The sequence below is a fragment of the Bradyrhizobium sp. SEMIA genome, from assembly GCF_014844175.1.
Classification (GTDB): Bacteria; Pseudomonadota; Alphaproteobacteria; order Rhizobiales; family Xanthobacteraceae; genus Bradyrhizobium; species Bradyrhizobium arachidis.
Genome location: NZ_CP046601.1, coordinates 1516561 through 1539404 on the forward strand (window position 1 = coordinate 1516561; position 22844 = coordinate 1539404).

The following is a 22844-nucleotide window of genomic DNA, read 5'->3' on the forward strand; positions in this document are numbered from 1 at the left end:
TCTCGCTAACCATAACCGGCCGGCCGGAGGTCGCCGCCTTACGAGAACGACCGCACGAGGCCTGAGGCGAGCAGGTTCCAGCCGTCGATCAGCACGAAGAACAGCATCTTGAACGGCAGCGCGAGGATCGTCGGCGGCATCATCATCATGCCCATCGACATCGTCAGCGTCGCCACGATCATGTCGATGACCAGGAACGGCAGCATGATCAGGAATCCGATCTCGAACGAGCGCCTGAGCTCGGAGATCATGAAGGCCGGGATGATGACGCGCAGATCGATGCGCTTGTCGTCGAACTTCTTGCGAAAACTCTCGGCGGCGAGCGCCTCGAAGGTCTGGAGATCCTTGTCGCGGACATGCGCCAGCATGAACTCGCGGAACGGGTCGGTGATCTTCAGATAGGCCTCTTCCTCCGAGATCTCGTTCTTCATGAGCGGCTGGACGCCGGTTTCCCAGGCGCGGTCGAATGTCGGCGCCATCACGTAGAACGTCATGAACAGCGCGAGGCTGATCAGCACCAGATTGGCCGGCGTGGTCTGGAGGCCGAGACCGGAGCGCAGGAACGACAGCGCCACCGCAAACCGCGTGAAGCTCGTCACCATGATCAGCAGTCCCGGCGCCACCGACAGCACCGTGATCAGCGCCATCAGCTGGATGATCCGGCCGCTGGTCGAGCCGTTGCCGGGCGGCAGCAGCGAGTTGAGGTCCGGAATCTGGGCGAACGCCACCTCGGGCAGGACGACCAGAATCAGCGCGAGCAGCAGGACTCTCAATTTCACTGAATCACCAACGTCTCAATGATCAATTCGCGAACCTTGCCCGACGAGCGGATGTTGGCGCGCTCGGTCAGGTCGTCGCGCAAATGCTGGAGCCCGCGAGATCCCTCGAACTGGCCGACCGACGCCGACCGCAGATAGGTCACGATGTCCTCGCTGATATGGGCTGCCAGGATGCCGGCATCCTCGTCGTTCATGCTATCGGTCACCATCGAGGCTTCGATACGCGCCCAGTTGTTGGATGGCGCGCCGAGATTGGTCACGATCGGCGACAGCTTCCTGAGCCGCGCGCTTCCGGCGTAGCTCGTGGCAAGAGGCGGCGGCGCGGCGGCCTTCTTCGCGTCGGCGACGCGTTCCGCGGCCGCAAACAGATGCAGGCCGGCGAGCGCGCCCGCGCCGATCGCGATCAGGGTCAGCACCACAATGGCCGCGATCAGGCGCATCACGTCCCCTGCCCTCGCGATGCGGCCCGGCCGGCGCTATTCTCAGAACGGTGCCACGGCGTCATAGATCCGATGTCCCCATCCGGGTTGCTGCACGTCAGACAGATTTCCGCGGCCGCCGTAGGACACGCGCGCCTCTGCGATCTTCTCGTAGGAGATCGTGTTGGTGCGCGATATGTCGCGCGGACGCACGATACCGCCGACGTTGAGCACGCGCATCTCGGTGTTGACGCGGAATTCCTGCGAGCCGCTGATCATCATATTGCCGTTCGGCAACACGTCGGTGACGACGGCGGCGATCGACAGCTTGATGTCCTCGGTGCGATCGATCTGGCCGTTGCCCTTGATCTGGGTGTTGGTCGAGAGGTTGGCGTTGGCCGTGCCCTTGTCGTTCCACCCGGCGACGTCCATCAGCCAGTCCAGCCCGAACTTGATCTGCGAATCGCGCGAGCGGTCGGTCTTGTTGTCGAGCTTGGCCTTGTCCTGCATCGAGATGATCACCGTCACGACGTCGCCGGTGCGGCGGGCACGGGGATCGCGGTAGAGATCGGTGCCGTCGTCCCAGGTCGAGCGATAGCTGACGGGCGTACGAACGCGGGGCGTCACCGGGATCGGTTCGGCCTGCGTCCTGAGGCCGCTTCCGACTGGCGACAATCGCGGACCGGTCAGGACTTCCGCCGGATCATTGAAGCACCCGGCGAGGAGCACCGACGACAGCAGGAGCGACAGGATGAGGATCGGCTTCTTCATCTATTTGGTCTTTCCGTCATCCACGCGGCGCATTCCACCGAGCACGTCGGCAAGGTGCGCCGCGCGCGCCGTATCCATCTCGTTGAAGATTGCGCTCGAGGTCCTCGGGTTGAGCTTGGCGAGCACGGCGGCGGCGGTCTCGTCCGCCATGCCGGCGATCTGGGTGGCGGCCGCGTCCGGCTTCATGCGCGAGTAGATCTCGACGACCTGCGCTTCGGCCTTTTTCAGGAAGTCGTCGCGCAGCGCCATCCACTTCTCGTATTCGGCGCGCTTGGCCTCGACCTCGGCGATCCGCTCGCGGAGCTGGGCCTCGGCCTTCTCCAGCTCCTTGAGCTGCCAGGCCAGCCGCGCATCGACGGCGGGATCGGCAACGTTGCTACAGAACAGGGCGACCTCGTTATCCGCGGGCACAGCGGCCTGGGCCGGCGCAGGCTTCGGCGGGGCCGTGACGCTGCCGGGCTTGACCGTGCGCACGGGCGCAGATGCAGGTGCGGCCGCGCCGGTGGTCGCGGGTCCTTGATCTTCGGCCGCCCACGCCGTCGCGCGGATCGACGCATTGTCGGCCGGTATCGGTGCCGATGCAGACGGCTTCTGCGCTCCCGGCGCCCGGCCGCGCGCGAACGAGAGCAGGTTGAGCGGCTTCGACGGCTTGGCCTCGTCCAGCGCCAGCACAGGCGAGCCGCCCGCAAGCGCGGACGCCGCGACCAGGACGAGGAGTTTGGCTTTGTGATCCAGCTTCAGCATCGGGCCGCGTGCGATTCTCGGTCGAGACCTGAGCATTGAGCGACCAAGCTTGCACGACGCTTGTGCATCATTGCACGATGACGTCAGCCTGGAGCGCACCGGCGGTCTTGATGGCCTGGAGGATCGCGATGATGCCGGACGGCTTCAGGCCGATCTGGTTCAGGCCGCGCACCAGACGTTGGAGATCGACGCCACTGAGGATCGCCACCTGCGATCCGGCTTCATTGGCCTCGACGATGGTCTGGGGCACGACGACGGTCTGCCCTTGCGAGAACGGCGCCGGCTGCGACACCACCGGAAGCTCGGTGACACGAACCGTCAGATTGCCGTGCGTCACGGCGACGGTCGAAATGCGCACGTCACGTCCGATCACCACCGTGCCGGTACGCTCGTTGATCACCACCCGCGCCGGGGTATCAGGCTCGACCGTCAGCTCACCGACTTCCGCGAGAAAGCGGACCGGCCCGACATAGCGAGGCTTCGACAGCACGATCGTGCGATAATCGCGCTCGAAGGCGATCTGCGCCCGATAGCGGCCGCCGGCGTAGCGGTTGATGGCGTCGAGGATGCGCGTCGCGGTGACGAAATCGGGGTTCTTGAGCTCCAGCACCAGGAATTCCATCTCGTGGAGACTTCCCTGCACCTCGCGCTCGACCAGCGCGCCGTTCGGAATGCGTCCCGCGGTCGGCGTGCCCTGGCTGACGTTCTGCGCCTGGCCTCCGACACTGTAGCCGGCGACCGTGACCGCGCCTTGCGCCACCGCATAGACCGCGCCGTCGGCCGCACGCAGCGACGTCATCACCAGCGTGCCGCCGAGCAGCGAGGTCGCATCGCCGAGCGACGACACCGTCACATCCATGCGCTCGCCGGGCCCGATCGAGGGCTGCAGATCCGCGGTCACCATCACGGCGGCGACGTTACGCGTGCGCAGCGTGGTCGGACGCGGCGGATTGTTGGTGCTGGTGGTCTCGTTCCTGACGTTGATGCCCATGTTCTCGAGCATCGATTGCAGGGACTGCTCCGTGAACGGCGCGTTGCGGAGCGTGTCGCCGGTGCCGTTCAGGCCGATAACGAGGCCGTAGCCGACGATCTGATTTTCGCGCAGTCCCTTGATGTCCGCGATGTCCTTGATGCGGACGGCGGCCTGGGCGCTGGCGGTGGAGAGGAGCAGGACGAGCGTAAGCAGGAACCTGGTCATGACCCGTCCATGACCTTGACGGTGCCGTCCGGCTGGACGATGCCCCTGATGATCACGCCGGTATCGGTGTTGCGCACCGGGATGAGCGCGCCGGGCGCGCCCTGCTGCATCGCCGAGCCGTAAGTGACGATCGACAGGCCGCTGTCCTCGACCACGACCTTGACCATGGCGCCGCGTGCGACGGTCCAGGGCTCTTCGACCGAGTTGGTCGGGATCGGCTGGCCCGGCAGCAAGTTGCGCCGCGCCATCCGGCCGACCAGGACCTGGCGTCCTTCGATGAACATGGCAACGCCAAGCACGTTCGGCGCGAAGACGCGCTCCGTGATCATGTCGTCCCGGATCAGCTCGCCGGCGCGGATCGACACGGCCGGCACGGGAAGCCGCTTCTCCTCGGCCACGGCGACGCGCGCCGAAACCAGAACCAGCAGCACGGCGGCCAACCCGCGCACGATCAGGCCCACCCAGTTCAACATGGAGACACCGGAACTAGCGAAGGCCCTTCGATACCGTCGAGGCCATTTCATCCGAGGCCTGGATGACCTTGGCATTCATCTCGTAGGCGCGCTGCGCCGAGATCAACTCGGTGATCTCCTTGACCGGATCGACGTTCGAGGCTTCGAGATATTGCTGGTTGATCTTGCCGTAGCCGGAATCGCCCGGCAGGCCGACGACGGGCGTACCTGACGCCGTCGTCTCACGATAGAGATTGCTGCCGAGCGGCTCGAGGCCGGCTTCGTTGGCGAAATTGGCGAGGTTGAGCTGGCCGATCTGCCGCGGGTTGATTTCGGTGTCGAGCTTGGCAAACACCTGTCCGGTCTGGTTGACCGTGACCTGGACCGTTCCCTGCGGCACCGTGATCGCGGGGTCCAGCAGGTAGCCGTCGATGGTGACGAGCTGGCCGTTGGCATTGGTGTTGAACGAGCCCGCACGGGTGTATTGCACCTCGTTGTTTGGACCCAGCACCTGAAACCAGCCGCGGCCGTTGATGGCGAGATCGTAGGGGTTGCCCGTCTGCGTCAACGCGCCCTGGATGTGCAGCTTCCGGATCGCCGCCGACTTGACGCCGAGGCCGAGATTGGCGCCTTCCGGGATCGGCGAGGAGCCGTTGACGTTCGCGACGCCCTGCATGCGGTCCATCTGGTAGAACAGATCGGTGAATTCCGCGCGCGCCCGCTTGTACGAGGTCGAGTTGATGTTGGCGATGTTGTTCGCGATGACTTCGATGTTGGTCTGCTGGGCGTTCATGCCCGTGGCCGCAATGGCGAGCGATTTCACGATCGTCACTCCCTCAGATCAAATCGACATCCGAACGACTTCTTGGTAGGCCTGCACGACCTTGTCGCGGACCGCGACCGCCGTCTGCATGGCCTGCTCGGCCGACATCAGCGCCTCGACGACCTTCCGCGTCGACTCCTTGCCCTGCATCGCCGAGATCGACGCCGCCTCGCCCGCCTTCAGCGTGCCGATCGCGTCCGTCGTCACCTGCTTCATCACCGACTCGAAGCCGAGATCGTCGGTGGACTGGATCGCGCTCGGCGCCGACGGCGCGACGGCCTGTGTCTCCGTCGCGCGGGACGCGGCCTGCCCAGCGGAGATCGCGGTGGATGAAATCGCCTCAAGCATTGTCAGCTCCTCAGAAGGTCGATGGTCATGCCGAGCATCGAGCGCACCTGCTTCACGACCTGGAGATTGGCTTCATACGACCGGTTGACTTCCCGCATGTCGGCCATCTCGATCATCATGTTGACGTTCGGCAGCTTGACGTAGCCGGCCTTGTCGGCGGCGGGATGGCCCGGATCGTACTCGACGCGATAAGGCGTGGTGTCGACCCCGATCTCCTTGATCTTCGCAAGCTGGGCACCGGAGGCGCGGTCCATCGCGGCATCGAAGGTGATGGTCTTGCGCTGATACGGATCGGCGCCGGCGGTGCGGCCGGTAGCCGTGGCGTTGGCGAGGTTTTCAGAGACGATGCGCATGCGCGTCGACTGCGCTTCGAGCCCGGAGCTCGCGACCGTCAGAGAGGCACTCAGTGCGTCCAGCATATCAATTCACCTCAGGTCTTCGCGCTCGACAGCAGCATGCGGTGGAACGAGCGCACGACGGCCGCGTTCATCGAGTAGTCGCGATTGACGTCGTTGCCCTTGATCATTTCCTGCTCGAGGCTGACCGAGTTGCCGGAGTGGACCACTTCCCAGCTATCCTTCTTGGCGGTCGCGCGCGTGTCGGTCTCGGCCGCAGACAGCTGCATGTGCGACGGCGATGTCGTCGCAAGCCTGACCGGCATCGTGTCGAGCACCTTGTTGAAGGGCTCGACGTCGCGCGCCTTGAAGCCCGGCGTGTTGGCATTGGCGACGTTGGTCGCGATGGTCTGCTGGCGGAGCTCAAGGTAACGCGCCTGCGACGATGCGAGTTCGAAGAGATAAAGCGGTCCCACGACAGCCCCATTCTGGTCCATTCGGGAGAACCCTAGGGCGTTAAGCTTTCGTCAAGCTGTTGCGCGAAGCGCCATCCTCGGAAATCTACTGGACCTTCTCGGGCCGCGGCGCCTGCTTCGACTGCAGGAAGTAGATGATCTCGGCGACGGGCCGGAAGAACTCCGCCGGGATCACCTGATCGACCTGCACCGCCTCGTAGAGCGCGCGCGCCAGCGCCTTGTTCTCGATCACCGGAATCCGGTTCTGCTCGGCGACTTCGCGGATCTTCAGCGCGATCACGTCCATGCCCTTGGCCACGACCAGGGGCGCCGCGTTCTCCTCGCGCTTGTAGCGCAGCGCGATCGCAAAATGCGTCGGGTTCGCGATCACGAGCGTCGCGCGCGCCGCCGAAGCGATCATGCGCTGCCGCGAGCGATCACGCGCCAGCGAGCGCAGGCGGGCCTTGATCAGCGGATCGCCCTCCGCCTGCTTGTGCTCGTCCTTGATCTCCTGCTTGGTCATGCGCAGCTCGCGCCGCCAATGGAAGCGCGCCCAGGCGAGATCGATCGCGACCAGGACGATGGTGGCGATGCAGATCGCCGAGACGATCCGCATCGCGATGCTGAGGATCATCTCCGGCAGTGCGACCGGATCGGTGTACATCGCCTCGAAGGCTTTCGCTTCGGACGAGCGCAGCACGAAGGCGACGACGGCGCTCACCGAGGCGAGCTTGAACATCGACTTGGCGAACTCGACGAGGCCCTGCGTTCCGAACAGCCGCTTCCAGCCGTTCAGCGGAGAAATCCTCGAAAGGTCCGGCATGATGCGCTGGAGCACCAGGTTGGGCGCATTCTGCAGCAGCTGCGCCGCCAGCCCGAACACGGCGAAGATGACGAGCAACGGCGTCAGGAAGCGCAGCGCCTCGAGCCCCACGACGGTAAGCAGGTTCAGCGCATCAGCCGGCGCACCGAGCGGGAATCCGTCGGGGTCGTCGAGAAGACCCTTCAAGGTCAGCGTTATTTGCTGCACGCCCCGGCCGATCAGGAACGTGAGGATCACCATCAACGCGGCCATCGAGGCGAAGATGGGCGCCTCCCGAGAGACCGGAATGTTGCCCTGCTCGAGCGCATCGCGGACTTTCTTCTCGGTCGGCTCTTCTGTCTTGCTGTCCTGATCGGATGTTTCTGCCATGCCCGTTCAGCGGTCAGCGGAAGACCAGCTCATCCTCCTGGTCGGGGTTGAGCTCGATTTCGCCCTTCTCCGCGAGGTCGAGTGCGAGATCGGTGATGACGCGGCGCGCCTCCAGCACGTCGCGCTGGTTCGACGGCTCGCCGATGGCAAGTTCGCTCTCGACGACACGGCGAACGCGCGAGGCAACCGCGGACAGGATGGTTTCGCGGAAATGCTTGTCGGTGCCCTTCAGTGCGACGACGATGCGATCGGTCGGCACCTGATCGAAGATCATGGTGCGCGCCTTCGGGGCCAGATTGATGACGTCGTCGAAGGTGAACAGCAGCTCCTTCAGCACTTCGGCCGACTTCGGCCGCTTCTCCGACAGGCTCTTCAGCATGTCCTCGATGTGGCCGCGCTCCATCTTGTTGATGATGTCGGCGACGCGGGCATAGGTATCCGCGCCGAGGTTGCGGGCGAAATTCAGCGTCAGATCCTCGTGCAGCGTCTTCTCGAGAACCTTCATCGCGTCGTCGACGATCGGCTTGAGACTGAGCACGCGCCGCATCAGCTCGTTGCGCAGGCTCGACGGCAGCTGGCTCATCACCTTGGCAGCGCAGGACGGCTTGACCTTGGACAGGATCAGCGCCGCGGTCTGCGGATGCTCCTTGGAGAGGTAGGTTGCCAGCGAATTTTCCGACACCGACGAGACCCGGTCCCACACCGAGCGGCTCGAATTGCCGAGCAGGTCCGACATGATCGCCGTGACCTGGTCGGCCGGAAGCACGTCGCCGAGCACGGCCTCGAGCCCGCCGAGCGTGCCGAGGATGTTGGCGCCCATCGAGAACTGCTGGGCGAACTCCTCGACGATCCCCTCGAGCTCCTGCGCGGTGATCGGCCGCAACTCCGCCGCGGCCTTGGTGACGATGCGGATATCCTGCGGCTCGAACTGCGCGAGCACGCTCGCGGCCGCCTGCCGCCCCATGGCCAGCAGCAGCGCTGCGACCTTTTCCGTTCCACCCAGCGTGGCAACGCCTCGCTGCTTGATGGGAGCGACCTGTGCCGCCATGGTCAGGTATCACCCTGCCCCAGCGGTCCGACGATCTCCGTGAGCGAGACGCCGAAGCGAGAGTTATCCTCTTCGACGACGACCACCTCGCCGCGGGCGACGATGCGGCCGTTGACGACGACATCGACGGGCTCGCCGACCCGGTGGTCGAGCGGGACCACCGCGCCGCGGCCGAGCTTCATCAGGTTCGCGACCGGAATGGTCGCCGAGCCGAGCACCACCTGCATGGTGACGGGAATCCGCATGATGGCATCGACGTTGGCGAACTTGCCGGTCTCCTCCGCCGTGCGCGCGGCAATCTCGGCCAGCCGCTCCAGCGGAGACGCCTCGGTCTCGTCAGATGCAGATGCAGACTCATAGTCGAAGGATTGCGCCATGTGGTATCGCCTCTTGGTAGTTCCGCCCCCGGAGCGCCGCGACGTTCCGGTCGTATGTGTTCAGCCTGCTCCGGCTTCAATGTTTGTTCACGTCGGCGCCGCCTGTGGCGGACGCGAGCCCGCTCCTCGCATCGAGTGCCGCAATCGCCTCGTGAGCCTGATCGATCTTCGTGCTCAGCACGTTGGCGAGCCGTCCGAGATTCGCCGTGGAATCGTGCGCAGCGGTGATGACGGTGTCGAAGGCGCCCGCCGTCTCGTGGACGATGGTCGAGAACTCGCCCTGGTAGCTGCGCAAGCGCGCCAGCTCGCGGTGCATCCGGGTCACCCGCATGCTGGTGAAGGCGAGCGCAATCAAGAGCACGGCATCAACGAGATAGGATATCATCGACGAACTCCCGTTTCTGATCGACGGGATCGGACACCTGCATGGCATAATAGCCATCGAGCTGGCCGATCTGACACCAGAACAGCACCTGGTTGTTGCTTTCGAGACGGGCCAGCGTGCGCGGCGTGGCTTCGAGCTCGAGCACCTGGCCGACGTGGAACTTCACGACATCGTCGAGGGTTATCATCTTCTCGTCGAGCACGGCGGTCAACGTCACTTCGGTCTTGTTGACCTCGCTCTCCATCTGCTCGCGCCAACGCGGATCCGACGCACGGCCGTCGCTGACGACGACATGGGCGAGCTTCTGGCGCAGCGGGTTGAGCGCAGAGTGCGGAATGATCAGGAACATCTGGCCGCCGCGATAGAGCGCCTGCACCATCATGTTCGCGCAGATCGACATGTTGCTGCTGCGGCCGATCGCCAGCGACGCCATCGCCGTCTCGACCCGCTCGACACGGAAGGTGACGTTGGACGTGCCGGCAAAGGCGCCCTGCAGCGCCTTGGCGAACCGCTCGAACAGCGCCTGGACCAGGCGGATCTCGATGTTCGAGAAGGTGCGCTCGACATCGAGCGGCGGCTCGGCCCCGTCGGAGCCGAACATCGCCTCGACCATCGTGAACACGAAGTCGCGGTCCAGCATGATGATGACGCGCGAATCCCACTGCTCGGCATAGAGCACGGCGGCGACCGCGTTGCCCTCGTAGTCCTTGATGATGTCGCCGAGGGGGTCGTTGGTGATGCCATTGACCGAGAAATAGCACGGCGTGCCGGCCATCGGCTGCAGGCTGTCGGTGCACGATGCCGCCATGCGATCGAAGATCACATTGAGCATCGGCATGCGTTCGATCGAGATACCCGCCGCATCGAGCAGGTAGTTCGGCAGCTGCTTCCGCTGATCGACCTCGACGTCTTCCATCGTCATGCGCGGGCCGCCTTCGGTTCAGCCTCGGTCGGGACCGCCTTGGGGCCGGCGATCGTCTCGTTCTCGACGACGTCGATCGACGGACGCTCGTTGCTCGAGATCATCTTGCGGCCGTGCTCGACGGCGATCTGCGGCATGGCGCCGTTCATGAAGGCCAGCAGCGTCTGCTTGACGATGATGTAGGGCCGGCACTTCTTCTCGCGCGTCATCTTGATCTTGATCGCGAAGGGCGAAAGCACACCGTAGGAAATGAAGATGCCTGCGAAGGTACCGACCAGGGCCGCGCCGATGAAGCCGCCGAGCAGCTTCGGCGACTGGTCGAGCGCGCCCATCGCCTTGATGACGCCGAGCACCGCGGCGACGATGCCGAGCGCCGGCATCGCCTCGGAAACCGTCACCAGCGCATGGTAGGGTGCCAGCTTGCTCTTCACGATGGTGTGGATCTCCTCGTCCATCAGCGCTTCGATCTCGTGGGTGCGCGCGTTGCCCATGATGATGAGACGGACATAGTCGCAGATGAACTGGAGCAGCGAGGGGTCGCCGAGCACGCTCGGGAACGCCTTGAAGATCTCGGAAGACGAGGGGTCGTCGATATGGGCTTCCACCTCGTTGCGGCCCTTGCCCCGCAGCTCGCGCATCAGGGCGTGCAGCGCCCCGAGCAGGTCGAGGTAATAGCGCTGTCCCGGCACGGCGTTGGTGACGGCCTGCATGCAGGCGACCCCAGTGTCGATGACCGTCTTCCACGGATTGGCCAGGATGAAGGTGCCGACCGCGGTGCCTATGATGATCACGAATTCCCACGGCTGCATGAGCACGGCCAGATGCCCGCCCATGGCGGCAAAGCCGCCGAGCAGCGCCGCTACCGTGATGAAAATCCCCACGAAACTGCCCAACACGCCGCTCCATCGCCGATCCCACTGGGAATATCTAGTCGGCGACGCTTGCGCGAAGCTGGCTTGCCGCATCGCCAGCCCCGCGCAAGCAATTGACGGCAGCTTGGGACACGCCGCAACAGCGGCCAGAGGGGCGCGGGCCATGCTATCCACCATCGCGGACTACACCAGACTGACCACGGACATGAGCAAGTCGATGACGCAGGTCGCGACGCAGCCCGATGTCAGCCGCGATACCGATTACTTCCTCAGCCATATCGGCAACGTGAAGACGATCGACGACTTCCTGAACGACTACCGCCTCTATTCCTACGCGATGAAGGCCTATGGCCTCAGCGACATGACCTACGCCAAGGCGTTCATGCGCAAGGTGCTGACTGAGGGTGTCTCGGACCAGGACGCTTTCGCCAACAAGCTCTCCGACACCCGCTACCGGCAGTTCGCCACCGCCTTCAATTTCGCCGCCCTCGGTGATCAGGCGACCTCGACCACCGCGGCGACGACCGGCACGGCGACCCAATACGTCACGCAGACGCTGGAGGAGAACGCCGGCAACCAGAACGAGGGCCTGCGGCTCGCACTCTATTTCACCCGTAAAGCCTCCACGATCACGAACGCCTATCAGATCCTCGCCGACAAGGCGCTGACCCAGGTGGTCCAGACCGCCATGGGCTGGTCGTCGACAATCAGCTCGTCCGACATCGACGCCCAGGCCAAGATGATCACGGACAAGATCGATCTCACCGATTTCCAGGACCCGACCAAGGTCACAAAATTCGTGCAGCGCTTTGCCGCGATGTGGGATGCGACCCAGGCCCAGAGCGACAATTCGACCAATCCCGCGCTGGTGCTGATCGCCGGCGCCTCGACATCGGTGAGCCTGGATACCGACATGCTCACGACGCTTCAGAACATTCGCTTCAACAGGTAAGTCATGCAATCGGCTCTCTATGTGGGATTGTCGGCGCAGGTCGCGCTCGAAAAGCGCCTCCAGACCATCGCCAACAACGTCGCCAACGTGAACACGGCGGCGTTCCGCACCGACGTGGTGAAGTTCGAGACGGTGCTGTCCAAGGCCGGCGCGAACCCGGTGGCCTTCTCCTCGCCCGGCGACAACATCATCTCGCGCGAGCAAGGCAGCATCACCGAAAGCGGCAACCCGCTCGACGTCGCCGTGGTCGGCCAGGGCTGGATCGCCTTCGCCGGCCCGAACGGCACGGTCTATACCCGCGACGGCCGCCTCCAGATCGCTCCCAACGGCGATCTTCAGACGGTGGCCGGCTTCCCGGTGATCGATGCCGGCGGCGCGCAGATCACGCTCGACCCGAACGGCGGACCGATCTCGATCGCGCGCAGCGGCGCGATCACCCAGGACAACAACGAGATCGGCACCATCGGCCTGTTCAACATCCCCGCCGATGCCAACCTCGAGCGCTACGGCAATTCCGGCGTCACGCCCGACCGGCCCGCGACCGCCATCGCCGATTTCTCCCGCGACGGCTTCAAGCAGGGCTATGTCGAAGGCTCCGGCGCCAATCCGATGATGGAATTGACGAAGCTGATCGCGGCTTCGCGCGCCTTCGACGGCACCAATTCGATGATCGAGGGCACCGAGAGCTCGCTCCAGAATGCAATCCGGACGCTGGGCGAGCCGGGCAAATAGACCTGCAAGTAGTTTGCGCCGCGTGCGCATTGATGGTGGACGATTTCCTTGAACGCTCTTCGGCAACTCGAGTGGGCGCTGCTGGAGCTTCAGCAGAGCACTCCCCTGGCCAGCGTCAGCGGCGCGATCTCCGAGATCGCGCCGACGCATTTCCGTGTCTCCGGCCTGTCGCGCTTCGTCAGGCTCGGTGAACTCATCGGCGTCAATTCCGGCGGCAAGCCGCAGATCGGCGAGGTGGTGCGGATCGACAGCGATGGCATCATCGCCAAGCCGTTCGACCGGCAATTTGCCGGCGGCCTCGGCTCCGTCGCCTATCGGATGCCGCCCTTGTCCTTCGCGCCCGATCCGAGCTGGAAGGGCCGCGTCATCAACGCGGCTTGGCGTACGGCCTCGTGCAGGAGATCCCGCAGAAGGAGACCACGCCGTTCTATCCGCGCTCGCCTTACGGCGTCGCCAAGCTCTACGGCTACTGGATCACTGTGAACTACCGCGAAGCCTATGGCATGTTCGCCAGCAACGGCATCCTGTTCAACCACGAGAGCCCGATCCGCGGCGAGACCTTCGTCACCCGCAAGATCACCCGCGCCGTCGCCCGCATCGAAGTCGGCCTCGAGGACACGCTCTATCTCGGCAATCTCGAAGCCAAGCGCGACTGGGGCCATGCCAGGGACTACGTCGAAGGCATGCACATGATCCTCCAGGCCGACAAGCCTGATGACTTCGTGCTCGCCACCGGCGAGACGCGCTCGGTGCGCGAGATGGTCGAACTGGCCTTTGCGCAGGTCGGCCGCCGCATCGCGTGGCAAGGGCAGGGCGTCGACGAAACCGGCGTCGACGAGACGAGCGGCAAGGCCGTGGTGAGAATCGATCCCACCTATTTCCGCCCGACCGAGGTCGATCTCCTGGTCGGTGACGCCAGCAAGGCGCGCCAGGTGCTCGGCTGGAAGCCGAAGCGGACGTTTGCACAACTCGTCGAGGAGATGGTAGCGAGCGATCTGGCGGACGCGAAACGGGACGCCGGCCGTGGCAAGCACAGCGTTTGAGCTGAAAGGCAAAAGCGTCTACGTCGCCGGCCATCGCGGCATGGTCGGAGCCGCGCTGGTGCGCCGGCTCGAACGGGAGGATGCGAGGCTCGTCACGGTGGACCGCCGCGAGCTCGATCTCTGCAACCAGGCCGCGAAGAGCGCAGATTGCGCGCGAACAACGAAGGCCGTCCTGGCCATTTGCCAGGGGGATCGTCTCGTACCTATCGCGGACGTCTCGGCGGGTGACGATCCGGGGCCTCCCCTTGTTCTGGATCTCTATGCGGCCCTTAGCGGCTCGGTCGTAACCGAAACCGACGTTTCGAGGGTGAATACGATCTTGAACTATGTCGGCATCATAAGTCTGGCGGGTCTGCTTTTTCGTCTGCGGTTGCCGTTTGTCTCGTTTCTCGTCCTGACCGTCGGGACCGTGATTGCCAACAAGTCTCATGCGCTTGGGCCGCATCCTGGCCACTTTGGTGTCGCCTGTCTGGTCGCATTGCTGCCGTTGGCGGTTCTCGGAATTCCATCCACCGGCCCGCCGCGCGCCAATTGGTGGTTATGGATGATCGTCGGTCTGCTTGGTCTGGCTGTCGGAATGGTTTTCCGTGAGGCGATCGGGCTTATGGGAGTTGTGGCTGCTCTTCTTGCCCTCGGCGTCAGTTATTTCTGTTCACTGATGAAGATGCGGCATATGGGGCTGGCCCATCTCGTCATTGTCGCCGCGACGGTTCTGACGATCTGGACGCCGTACTCCATCCTTCGCGCTCGCGATGCCGTCTTTGATATTGCGCCGTCCGCCCGGATGGAGCAGCACGGGGCATGGCACAATCTGTATATCGGTCTGGGTGTCGTCGAGAACCCTTTCGGAATCGTGTGGAACGATGACGACGGTATTCGAGCCGTCAAGGAGGTAAACCCCAACACACTGTACCTGTCGGCTGAATATTACTCGATACTGAAGCGCAAATATTTCGAGATTGTTCTTCACCACCCGATCGAAGTGGCGACGATCTATCTGAAGAAGGTGACGACGGCGCTTGCCACCTACAACATGAAATACCTGCTCATGCTCGCCTCCATCGTCTTTGTGTGGGCGCGGTTTTCACTTGCGCGCGTCTCTAAGGGCTGGTCTCCCTACGATGCAGTATTCAGCGTGAGTACGGTGTTCGTTGCCACCTTTCTCGGGCAGGCGACTCTTTTTCACTACACCGAACTCTATCTTTTCCCGGTCAAGATTTTCCTTCTCTTGCTGCTTGGCGTCGTCGGCGAGCTTCTTTTGGCGCTGGCAAAAGCCGGCACATTCGAGCCGGCCAGGCTAGATTAGTACGATGGTTCTTCTCGCTTCATCGATTTCGCCACAGCGAATCGAGCCCGGCGCGACCCTCTTTCAATGTTCGGCTGGACCACCAAACAGCGTTCGAGGGGTCACGTACCAGAGCAGGAACAGAAGCCAGAGGCCGTGGGTCAGCATCAGCGTCGAGAACGGTACGTTCGTGATGACCTGCGGCACGATGGCCGCAGATATCAGGACGAAGCGCTCCGACAGGCCCGCCGAGAGCCGGTTGCCGAAACCAACGACCAGCCCGCAGGCGAGCGTCGCAAGGGGAGCCCCCCAAACGCCGACGGATGCGATCCCCTCCGTGGCGAACAGGGAAGCATTGAGGAAGCCCAAGGGGTAGATGCTGTTCATTTCGACCGAGAGCGGTTGTTTCAGTACACAGCTCATGAAAGGCTTCAGCAGCCAGATCTGGCAGAAATGAGTGAGTTCGTGCTGGGCGAAGTACTCGTTGTAGACGTCCAGCGCCACCGACGGAACGCTCAGCATCCTAGCATTGACGATATCGAAATAGCGCCTCAACGGCTCACCGATCGTGCTGATGAAAAGCACGCCCGTGAGAACCGGCAGAAACAGGGACAGGATCGTCGCGAACCGTCCGAGCAATATCGAAAGCAGCGTCATGAAAAGCAGCCACGCCGGTGTGAACAGCGCGATCTTGCTCAGCGTGCTCGGATAAAATGAGATCGAGATGGCGAGCATCGCCGCCGCCAGCCAGTATCGACGTCGCAGGGCGAAGCACGCATAGGCGAACGGCAACAGCACGGTCATCGTCGACGCAATGGCGTAGTTCAGCGCCGTGGGAAATTGCAGCTCGCTGCGATATCGGTAGATGTCGTTGATCGCGGTGATGCGGAAGCCGTATGTGGCCGCTACTATCGACGTTGCGAGGCAGAACGCGACGATGAGGTAGAGGATGCGTTCGAAGCTGCGCTCCGAGATTTCCGTGGACCGGCCGATCCTGGAGGTGATGAACAGGGCAGGCAGCAGGAAAGTCAGGCAAGACAAGCCCGCAGAGATACTTGCCGCGACATGGTCGTACTGAAGCTTCGAGTACGCGGTCAGCCAGAGAAAACCGGCCACCATGGTGAACAGGTAGAATCCGCAGAGATAGCCGAAGCTGAAGCGGGCAAACACGAAAAGCGGAGCAATAAGGGAGAAGATCGCGGTCGCCACTATCGCGCTTGCGAGGCCCGCGGGGTCGTACATCACGTATTCCGATCGATAGTACGGAAATGACACGCGAAGCGAGGCGGCGCAGATGACGAGATGAAGACAGATCAGGAGTCCGAGCAGTAGCGGACGCTTTGGCTCCCGATCGAACAGGGCAGCAAGCCCGCGATACACTGAATTGACGGACTCGGCCATTACTCCTGATCTCATTTGAACATCCCCGGAGCAACGTATCCTGAGAGCAGGGGAAGTTCAACGCATGCGCCTGGATGAAGTCGGTCTGCTCGAGGCGTCGACGGCAGCCCACGCAAAGTGCCCGCCGGGATTGCGGCGGTCATGACCTGGCGAACAGCATGATCAATTGCGTTCGGCGTGAGTCACGATGTCCAAGCGATAGCGGGTCGACTTGATGGCCCCGGCCGTTCGCCCGACAGTCTGATATGCCGTTCCGCACACAGCAGCCATGGCGTGAAACAGCAATTCTCGACGACCGGCGGTGCCGGCACGCACATGGACTGCTTTGGTGGTGCGCTGGCCGGCCGGGTCTTCGGAGTTCCGGCAAAATGGCGGGAACTGAAATGCCCCTGGTCGGCGGCGCACGAGCCTTGCTGGAGGCTCCTGGGCGCTGGTCTTGACGCTGTATTGCTAGTATAGCCTCACCGATATGTCCAACTCGTCCTTGAAGCTAATGCGTCCCGACATCTCCACGAGGCCCAAGCTAATCGTCATGAGCTTTCACCCCGTGACGAGATCGTTTGCCGATCGAATCGCGCAGGTCTGTGGGCCGGTGGATAGCTACTATGATGCGGCGAACCTGCGTAAACTGTCGCCAGTCGCTGCACTTCGGCAGTTGCGCGGTCTCCGTGCCGATAAGCTCGTCATCGCGCTGGAAAGCGAGGCTTCTACCGCACTGATTGCACCGCTCTCGATCGCGGCTGCATTGACCCGGGTCGGCTCACTTGCGGTTGTCTGGCCCGATTTGCGGGTCGAGGCTCTGGGGCGGCTTGGCGGGCTGCAGAACTTGCTGCAGCTTGCGCTCGATACCCTGTCCTCCCGCCGCGCGCTTGTCAGCCGTTTGCGCAAGGGAGAGGCAATGAGACGGTTGCCGATGCCCCGTCAGGTCCCACCCAGCCGCGGCGCGCGCATTCTCTATCTCGATGCCAACATTTCGCTTGGCGCGCCCGTCGGCGGATCGGTCGGGCACACTGCGGGCGTCATCGGTGGTTTTCTCGACAATGCCTTCGAAGTGGACTACGCAAGCCTCAAACCGCTGCCCACGGATCGCGCAGGTGCGCGCTGGCTGAAGTTGCAGCCTGGCGGACTGCTTGCGATGCCCGCGGAGCTGAATTTCTATTCGTATGCGGAGGTGATCGAGGACAGGATCGTTCCGCTGCACAGCTCCAATCCATGGTCGTTCATCTATCAACGGTTTTCTCTGCACGATTTCACCGGGCCTCACTTGGGGCGCCGCTTGAATGTGCCGGTCGTGGTCGAATTCAACGGATCCGAGGCCTGGGCATCAGCAAATTGGGGGACGCGGCTCAGCCTCCATACGGCAGCAGAGAAGGCAGAAGCGGTTGCGCTGGGCGCTGCGGATTTGATCGTCACCGTGTCGGACGAGTTGGGGGATGAGCTGAAGCGGCGAGGAATTCCGGATAACCGGATTCTCGTCTATCCCAACTGTGTCGATCCGTCCGCTTTCGATTCCACGAGATTCTCGGCGGATGATCTGGCCGCTCTGAAGCGGCAGTATGGTATTCCGAAAGACGCGCTGGTCGCCGGGTTCATCGGAACGTTCGGACAGTGGCATGGTATCGAGTTCCTTGCCGAAATCATCAGCGACTTGGCCCGCAACGACGTCGCCTGGCTCGAGCAAAGCAAGTTGCATTTCATGTTGGTGGGCGACGGCCTGAAGATGCCCGAGGTGCGTCGGCTGGTCGAACCGCCGGAGGTCGCGCGCTTTGTCACGCTGACGGGCCTAGTGGCCCAATCGGAGGCGCCCAGATATCTGGCCTGCGCGGACCTGCTGCTCTCGCCACACGTGCCGAACGCGGATGGCTCCGGATTTTTCGGATCGCCAACCAAATTGTTCGAGTATATGGCGATGGAAAAGCCGATCGTCGCATCGGCGCTCGGCCAGATCGAGGATGTCATCGCCGGACGCGGCGCCACGCGCCTGGGTTCATTGCCGCCGGGGGCGGGGACGCCTTGCGGCTTCCTTTACGAGCCAGGCAATGCGCAGGCGTTCAAGGACACGCTGCGGCGGGTCGTGGACGACATGCCGGCCGCAGCCGGGGCGGCGAAGGCGGCCCGCGCCGAGGTCCTGAATCGCTATACCTGGAGGCGGCATGTCGATGCTATTCTTGGCGCGATGGCTCGTAACGGGTTGCTCATGCGTCAGCCGGATCGCGACGCGGCATGATTTCGTCTCCGAACGAAGGGGATTGTTCTGAATGTGCGGAATAGTGGGTTTGCTATCTTACAGCGACGCCGGCAAGGTCGATCGCTCCGTCCTGGATCGTATGCGCGACGCCATGGCGCATCGCGGGCCGGACGGCGGAGACGGCTGGGTTTCGGACGACCGTAGGATCGGCCTCGGTCACCGCCGTCTCTCGATCGTCGACCTCAACGTCGCCGCGACGCAGCCGATGCGCAACGAGGACGGCGCTGTCATCATCACCTTCAACGGTGAGATCTACAATCACGCCAGGCTCAGACCCGAGCTCGTCGCCCGCGGGCACAAGTTCCGCACCGATCACAGCGACACCGAAGTGCTGGTCCACGGCTACGAGGAGTGGGGACTCGACGGCCTGCTCGAACGGATCGAAGGCGATTACGCGTTCGGGATCTGGGACGAGCGCAAGGGGCTGCTGTCGCTGGCGCGGGACCGCATCGGCGTCAAGCCGCTCTATTTCGCCCGGATCAAGGGTTGCTTCGCCTTCGCCTCGGAGATGAAGGCGCTGGTCGAGCATCCCGACTTTGTCCGCGAGATCGACACCGCCGCGATGTATCACTACCTGTCGTTCCTGACGACGCCGGCGCCGCTGACGATGATGCGCGGCATTTACAAGCTGCCGGCCGGATGCAGCATGACGATTGATCGCTCCGGCAAGGCGACGATGTTGCGATACTGGGACGCTGTGCCTGGACGCGGCATCGAGCCGGGCGAGACCGCCAATCTTTCAGACGCGGCGCTCGAGGAGTTCTATGTCGACGGCATCCGCAACCGCCTCCGCGCCAGCGTGGAGAAGCGGATGATGTCCGACGTGCCGATGGGCGTGTTCCTGTCGGGCGGCGTCGATTCATCGACCAACGTGGCGCTGATGAGCGAATTCTCCAGCCGTCCGGTCGAGACCTTCACGATCGGATTCACCGACTACAAGCATCTGAACGAGTACGAGCAGGCCAATCAGATCGCGACCCGGTTCGGCACCAATCATCATGAGATCGGAATCCGCAAGAAGGATATGATCGACTACCTGCCGAAGATGCTCCATTCGCAGGACGAGCCGATTGCCGACTGGGTTTGCATTCCCCTGTATTTCGTCTCCAAGCTCGCCCATGACAACGGCATGAAGGTGGTCCAGGTCGGCGAGGGCTCCGATGAGCAGTTCTGCGGCTATTCGGGCTACATGGCGTACCTGAAAATGTATCACAAGTACTGGACGCCGTTCCGCAAGTACCTGCCACAGCCGGCGCAGCGCCTTGCAGCCGGCACGGCCAGTCTGCTGTCGGGAATTCACCCGAGGCTGCCCGTCTATGCGGACGTCATCGATCGCGCGGCCCGAAGCCGCGAGCATTTCTGGTCTGGCGCGATGGTGTTCCCCGACCTCATGAAGAGCCAGCTCGTCGACGCCGCCGCCATCGCTGCCGCCAACGACGATCATGCGGACGCGGCGGGGTTGCTCGACCCCGAATACCTGAAGCTCGACAGCTTCAACATCGTCCGCAGCTTCATGGATCCGCTGGATGCCAAGTTCTCCAACCTGGATCCGCTGACCCGCATGATCCACAGCGAGCTCAGGCTGCGCTTGCCCGAGCTGCTGCTGATGCGGGTTGACAAGATCGGCATGTCCGAATCCCTGGAGGCGCGCGTGCCCTTCCTCGACCACAAGCTCGTCGAGTTCTCGATGGACATCCCCGAGGAATGGAAGACCAAGGGCGGCGAGCCGAAATACCTTCTGAAGAAGGCCGTCGAGGGTCTGATCCCGGACAACATCATCTATCGGAAGAAGATGGGCTTTGGCGCGCCGATGAGCGATTGGATGCGCAGCGATTTCGGCCGCGCGGTCCGGGCGTCGGTGTTCTCGTCGGGGTTGATGCGGCGCGGCTTCCTGAAGGCCTCTTATATCGAGAAGTTGTTCGACTGGCACTTCACGGGGCGGACCGATACCAGCCTGTATCTCTGGGCGATCTACAATTTGACCGCCTGGTATGATTTGTGGATCGATCGCAAGGCGGTCGATACGTCGCAGTTGTCCGATGCGGTTGCTTGACGCGGCGCGCCGCGCCAGGAGGATTCTCGGCAAATCTCCGGCGTACGTCGCCAAGCGCGCCATTCAGGAGGGGGAGCGCGAGCTCGACCGGTGGCTCGCGCCGATGCGGGAGCGCAGCGTCTCTCGCGGGCGGCTGCTTGCGATGGCGCGGGCCTCCTCCATCGATGAATTGTGGACGCGGCTGCGTCAGCGCCCGTATCCCGCCTGGACATCGGCGATGGATCCCGCGGCGCTCGACCGCATCGAGCCCGGCGAGAGCGCGCGGATTCGCGACGCCGCACGCCTCGCTTGCGCACGAACGGTCGACCTCCTGGGGACCGGACCGGTGGCGCTGGGCAAGCCGGTCGACTGGGCCCGCGACTACCGGGTGGGGATGGGGTGGCCGGGAGGCTTCGCGCGATCGATCGATTACGTGAACCGCGATCGTCCCAGCGACGTCAAGGTGCCCTGGGAGATCTCGCGGCTGCAATGGCTGATCCCGGCAGGACAGGCCTACCTGCTGGATGCCGACGAGCAATATGCGCTCGCTGCGCGCGATATCCTGCAGGAGTGGATCGACCGCAATCCGCTCGGTTACACCGTGAACTGGTCCTGCACGATGGAAGCCGCGATGCGGCTCTTCACCTGGACCTGGCTGTTTCATGTGTTCGCGAACAGTCCCTCGTGGCACGACGAGGACTTTCGCGCGAAGTTTCTGGCCAGCCTTTACCTTCACGGCGACTTCACGCTCAGGCACATCGAGAAAGCCGATATCAACGGCAACCACTACACGGCGGATCTTGCCGGCCTGGTGATGGCCGGCCACTTTTTCGGCGGCGTGGGCAATGCCGGTCGCTGGCAGGATGTCGGCTGGAGGGGGCTGCAAGAGGAAATCGAAACGCAGGTCTTTCCCGATGGGATGGATTTCGAGGCGTCGGTGCCCTACCACCGGCTGGTCTTCGAGCTCTTCCTGTGGCCGGCACTGTATCGCAAGGCCTGCGGCGCGAGCCTGCCGGACGGTTACATCGAGCGGCTGCGCGCGATGGCGCGATTTACAGCCGCCTATTCGCGCCCCGACGGCACCAGCCCCCTGTGGGGCGATGCCGACGACGCAAGAGCCCTGCCATTTGGCGGGCAGAAACTCGGCGACCATCGCTATCTGGTCGGCCTGGTCGCATTCGCATTCCCCGATACCGATCTCGCGGCGCAAGCGGAAGGGCCCCGCTCCGAACTCGTCTGGGTGGCAGGGCCCGAACTGGCTGCATCATTCGCGCCGGCCGTTCGCCCGGTGCCGTCCATGGCTTTCCCGCACGGCGGCGCGTATGTCATGCGCGCCGGGGATCATCACGTGTTCATCGATTGCGGCCCGGTCGGCCTCGCCGGCCGCGGCGGTCATGGCCACAACGACGCGTTGTCGTTCGAAGCCTGGCTCGTCGGCGCGCCGCTCGTCATCGACCGCGGCTCGTTCGTCTATACCGCCTCGTTCGAGAAGCGAAACGAGTTTCGGTCGACCTCGTCCCACAACACGCCGGGAATCGATGATGCGGAGATGAACCGCTTCGACCCTGGCAATCTCTGGAGCCTGCAGGACGATGCGCAGGCCGAATGCACGACCTGGCGGACCGGCGATGAGCAGGACCTGTTTGCCGGCAGGCATCGGGGCTACCGGCGCCTCGGCGTCGACGTTGCGCGGGAAATCAGGTTGGACAGGCGATCGGGCCGGCTCGAGATCGTCGATACCATCGACGGCGAAGGCGAGCACGAGATCGCCGTACCCTTGCATCTGGCGTCTTCCGTCCAAGTGGACCGCAGCGGAGCTGCAGTCCGCCTCTCGTCAGCGGGACGTCTGTTCTCCCTTTCGGCATCGGGTGACGGTTGGGAGCTGACGATCGAGCCCACGTCGATCTCGCCGAGCTACGGCGTTGTCGAGCCGTCGCATCGGCTGGTGTGGCGGAGGCAGGGAGCCTTGCCGGCGAGGCTGGCGGTAACGATCGAGCCGGACGGGAACGACACCGCGTGCGCTCCTTGATT

The 22844-nt window shown here is 63.6% G+C and carries 23 protein-coding genes and 2 pseudogenes; 8 read left to right on the forward strand and 17 right to left on the reverse strand.

The window, feature by feature from the left end; all coding sequences use genetic code 11:
• Nucleotides 1-38: 38 nt before the first annotated feature.
• The 16 genes from fliP to motA all read right to left on the reverse strand — a co-directional run bounded on the left by fliP (nt 39) and on the right by motA (nt 11141).
• On the reverse strand, nt 39-779 hold the full coding sequence (gene fliP, locus FOM02_RS07230; RefSeq protein ID WP_027565120.1) for a flagellar type III secretion system pore protein FliP: 741 nt from the start codon (nt 777-779) through the stop codon (nt 39-41).
• On the reverse strand, nt 776-1219 hold the full coding sequence (locus tag FOM02_RS07235) for a flagellar basal body-associated FliL family protein (protein ID WP_027565121.1): 444 nt from the start codon (nt 1217-1219) through the stop codon (nt 776-778). Before FOM02_RS07235 ends, fliP begins: the two co-directional genes overlap by 4 nt.
• 42 nt (nt 1220-1261) lie before the next feature.
• Nucleotides 1262-1969 (reverse strand): flagellar basal body L-ring protein FlgH, encoded by a 708-nt coding sequence (gene flgH / locus FOM02_RS07240; protein WP_027565122.1) that lies wholly within the window; start codon nt 1967-1969, stop codon nt 1262-1264.
• A complete protein-coding gene (locus tag FOM02_RS07245) occupies nt 1970-2713 on the reverse strand; it encodes a MotE family protein (RefSeq protein WP_265441514.1) in 744 nt (247 codons plus the stop codon).
• A 67-nt stretch (nt 2714-2780) separates the two neighbouring features.
• The gene (gene flgI / locus FOM02_RS07250) at nt 2781-3911 is read right to left on the reverse strand and encodes a flagellar basal body P-ring protein FlgI (protein ID WP_027565124.1); all 1131 of its coding nucleotides are present in this window, start codon (nt 3909-3911) and stop codon (nt 2781-2783) included.
• Nucleotides 3908-4384: a flagellar basal body P-ring formation chaperone FlgA gene (gene flgA, locus FOM02_RS07255; protein WP_084335157.1), complete on the reverse strand. Its 477-nt coding sequence runs from the start codon at nt 4382-4384 to the stop codon at nt 3908-3910. Before flgA ends, flgI begins: the two co-directional genes overlap by 4 nt.
• A 13-nt stretch (nt 4385-4397) precedes the next feature.
• Entirely contained in the window at nt 4398-5186 is a 789-nt protein-coding gene (gene flgG, locus FOM02_RS07260; protein ID WP_027565126.1) for a flagellar basal-body rod protein FlgG, read from the reverse strand.
• 18 nt (nt 5187-5204) lie between these two features.
• The gene (locus tag FOM02_RS07265) at nt 5205-5534 is read right to left on the reverse strand and encodes a flagellar hook-basal body complex protein FliE (RefSeq protein ID WP_027565127.1); all 330 of its coding nucleotides are present in this window, start codon (nt 5532-5534) and stop codon (nt 5205-5207) included.
• Nucleotides 5535-5536: 2 nt separating this feature from the next.
• A complete protein-coding gene (flgC, locus tag FOM02_RS07270) occupies nt 5537-5953 on the reverse strand; it encodes a flagellar basal body rod protein FlgC (protein WP_027565128.1) in 417 nt (138 codons plus the stop codon).
• A gap of 11 nt (nt 5954-5964) precedes the next feature.
• Entirely contained in the window at nt 5965-6366 is a 402-nt protein-coding gene (gene flgB / locus FOM02_RS07275; protein ID WP_035729250.1) for a flagellar basal body rod protein FlgB, read from the reverse strand.
• Between the two features lie 64 nt (nt 6367-6430).
• Nucleotides 6431-7516 (reverse strand): flagellar biosynthesis protein FlhB, encoded by a 1086-nt coding sequence (gene flhB / locus FOM02_RS07280; protein ID WP_027565130.1) that lies wholly within the window; start codon nt 7514-7516, stop codon nt 6431-6433.
• A 13-nt stretch (nt 7517-7529) separates the two neighbouring features.
• On the reverse strand, nt 7530-8564 hold the full coding sequence (locus FOM02_RS07285) for a flagellar motor switch protein FliG (protein WP_027565131.1): 1035 nt from the start codon (nt 8562-8564) through the stop codon (nt 7530-7532).
• A 2-nt stretch (nt 8565-8566) separates the two neighbouring features.
• On the reverse strand, nt 8567-8941 hold the full coding sequence (fliN, locus tag FOM02_RS07290; RefSeq protein ID WP_027565132.1) for a flagellar motor switch protein FliN: 375 nt from the start codon (nt 8939-8941) through the stop codon (nt 8567-8569).
• A 76-nt stretch (nt 8942-9017) separates the two neighbouring features.
• Nucleotides 9018-9326: a hypothetical protein gene (locus tag FOM02_RS07295; protein WP_027565133.1), complete on the reverse strand. Its 309-nt coding sequence runs from the start codon at nt 9324-9326 to the stop codon at nt 9018-9020.
• A complete protein-coding gene (locus FOM02_RS07300; protein WP_027565134.1) occupies nt 9307-10248 on the reverse strand; it encodes a flagellar motor switch protein FliM in 942 nt (313 codons plus the stop codon). The genes FOM02_RS07295 and FOM02_RS07300 overlap by 20 nt, the downstream gene beginning before the upstream one ends.
• Complete coding sequence (motA, locus tag FOM02_RS07305; protein WP_027565135.1) at nt 10245-11141, reverse strand: flagellar motor stator protein MotA; 897 nt, start codon at nt 11139-11141, stop codon at nt 10245-10247. Before motA ends, FOM02_RS07300 begins: the two co-directional genes overlap by 4 nt.
• A gap of 142 nt (nt 11142-11283) precedes the next feature.
• Between motA and FOM02_RS07310 the strand changes: the two genes are divergently transcribed.
• From FOM02_RS07310 to FOM02_RS47085, 5 genes and pseudogenes are all read left to right on the forward strand, one after another.
• Nucleotides 11284-12072 carry a DUF1217 domain-containing protein gene (locus FOM02_RS07310; protein WP_027565136.1) on the forward strand — a complete coding sequence of 263 codons (789 nt, stop codon included), beginning with the start codon at nt 11284-11286 and terminating at the stop codon, nt 12070-12072.
• Nucleotides 12073-12075: 3 nt separating this feature from the next.
• Entirely contained in the window at nt 12076-12804 is a 729-nt protein-coding gene (gene flgF / locus FOM02_RS07315; protein WP_027565137.1) for a flagellar basal-body rod protein FlgF, read from the forward strand.
• Between the two features lie 48 nt (nt 12805-12852).
• Nucleotides 12853-13179, forward strand: a pseudogene (fliI, locus tag FOM02_RS07320) (flagellum-specific ATP synthase FliI); the annotation flags it as partial.
• A gap of 5 nt (nt 13180-13184) precedes the next feature.
• Nucleotides 13185-13847: pseudogene (locus FOM02_RS07325) on the forward strand (GDP-mannose 4,6-dehydratase); the annotation flags it as partial.
• A complete protein-coding gene (locus tag FOM02_RS47085) occupies nt 13828-15153 on the forward strand; it encodes an NAD-dependent epimerase/dehydratase family protein (RefSeq protein ID WP_416207762.1) in 1326 nt (441 codons plus the stop codon). The pseudogene FOM02_RS07325 and the gene FOM02_RS47085, both read left to right, overlap by 20 nt.
• Before the next feature lie 63 nt (nt 15154-15216).
• On the opposite strand, the gene FOM02_RS07335 is transcribed toward FOM02_RS47085, so the two are convergent.
• Entirely contained in the window at nt 15217-16533 is a 1317-nt protein-coding gene (locus tag FOM02_RS07335) for a hypothetical protein (protein ID WP_265441517.1), read from the reverse strand.
• A 532-nt stretch (nt 16534-17065) separates the two neighbouring features.
• On the opposite strand from FOM02_RS07335, the gene FOM02_RS07340 reads away from it, so the two are divergent.
• The 3 genes from FOM02_RS07340 (at nt 17066) to FOM02_RS07350 (ending at nt 22842) form a co-directional block, all read left to right on the forward strand.
• Nucleotides 17066-18760, forward strand: coding sequence for a glycosyltransferase (locus FOM02_RS07340; protein WP_265441518.1), 1695 nt, complete (start codon nt 17066-17068; stop codon nt 18758-18760).
• Between the two features lie 43 nt (nt 18761-18803).
• Entirely contained in the window at nt 18804-20834 is a 2031-nt protein-coding gene (gene asnB / locus FOM02_RS07345) for an asparagine synthase (glutamine-hydrolyzing) (RefSeq protein WP_265441519.1), read from the forward strand.
• 325 nt (nt 20835-21159) lie between these two features.
• The gene (locus FOM02_RS07350) at nt 21160-22842 is read left to right on the forward strand and encodes an alginate lyase family protein (RefSeq protein ID WP_265441520.1); all 1683 of its coding nucleotides are present in this window, start codon (nt 21160-21162) and stop codon (nt 22840-22842) included.
• The last annotated feature ends 2 nt before the right edge of the window (nt 22843-22844 follow it).

Bases quoted from the DNA above. Each gene is read 5' to 3' on its own strand.
- flgI (WP_027565124.1), bottom strand. From the start codon at position 3,911: ATGACCAGGTTCCTGCTTACGCTCGTCCTGCTCCTCTCCACCGCCAGC.
- FOM02_RS07340 (WP_265441518.1), top strand. From the start codon at position 17,066: ATGAGCTTTCACCCCGTGACGAGATCGTTTGCCGATCGAATCGCGCAG.
- flhB (WP_027565130.1), bottom strand. From the start codon at position 7,516: ATGGCAGAAACATCCGATCAGGACAGCAAGACAGAAGAGCCGACCGAG.
- flgC (WP_027565128.1), bottom strand. From the start codon at position 5,953: ATGCTGGACGCACTGAGTGCCTCTCTGACGGTCGCGAGCTCCGGGCTC.
- FOM02_RS07335 (WP_265441517.1), bottom strand. From the start codon at position 16,533: ATGGCCGAGTCCGTCAATTCAGTGTATCGCGGGCTTGCTGCCCTGTTC.
- FOM02_RS07310 (WP_027565136.1), top strand. From the start codon at position 11,284: ATGCTATCCACCATCGCGGACTACACCAGACTGACCACGGACATGAGC.
- FOM02_RS07285 (WP_027565131.1), bottom strand. From the start codon at position 8,564: ATGGCGGCACAGGTCGCTCCCATCAAGCAGCGAGGCGTTGCCACGCTG.
- flgB (WP_035729250.1), bottom strand. From the start codon at position 6,366: ATGGACCAGAATGGGGCTGTCGTGGGACCGCTTTATCTCTTCGAACTC.
- flgA (WP_084335157.1), bottom strand. From the start codon at position 4,384: ATGTTGAACTGGGTGGGCCTGATCGTGCGCGGGTTGGCCGCCGTGCTG.
- FOM02_RS07300 (WP_027565134.1), bottom strand. From the start codon at position 10,248: ATGACGATGGAAGACGTCGAGGTCGATCAGCGGAAGCAGCTGCCGAAC.
- fliN (WP_027565132.1), bottom strand. From the start codon at position 8,941: ATGGCGCAATCCTTCGACTATGAGTCTGCATCTGCATCTGACGAGACC.
- flgH (WP_027565122.1), bottom strand. From the start codon at position 1,969: ATGAAGAAGCCGATCCTCATCCTGTCGCTCCTGCTGTCGTCGGTGCTC.
- FOM02_RS07295 (WP_027565133.1), bottom strand. From the start codon at position 9,326: ATGATATCCTATCTCGTTGATGCCGTGCTCTTGATTGCGCTCGCCTTC.
- flgF (WP_027565137.1), top strand. From the start codon at position 12,076: ATGCAATCGGCTCTCTATGTGGGATTGTCGGCGCAGGTCGCGCTCGAA.
- FOM02_RS07245 (WP_265441514.1), bottom strand. From the start codon at position 2,713: ATGCTGAAGCTGGATCACAAAGCCAAACTCCTCGTCCTGGTCGCGGCG.
- FOM02_RS07265 (WP_027565127.1), bottom strand. From the start codon at position 5,534: ATGCTTGAGGCGATTTCATCCACCGCGATCTCCGCTGGGCAGGCCGCG.
- FOM02_RS07235 (WP_027565121.1), bottom strand. From the start codon at position 1,219: ATGCGCCTGATCGCGGCCATTGTGGTGCTGACCCTGATCGCGATCGGC.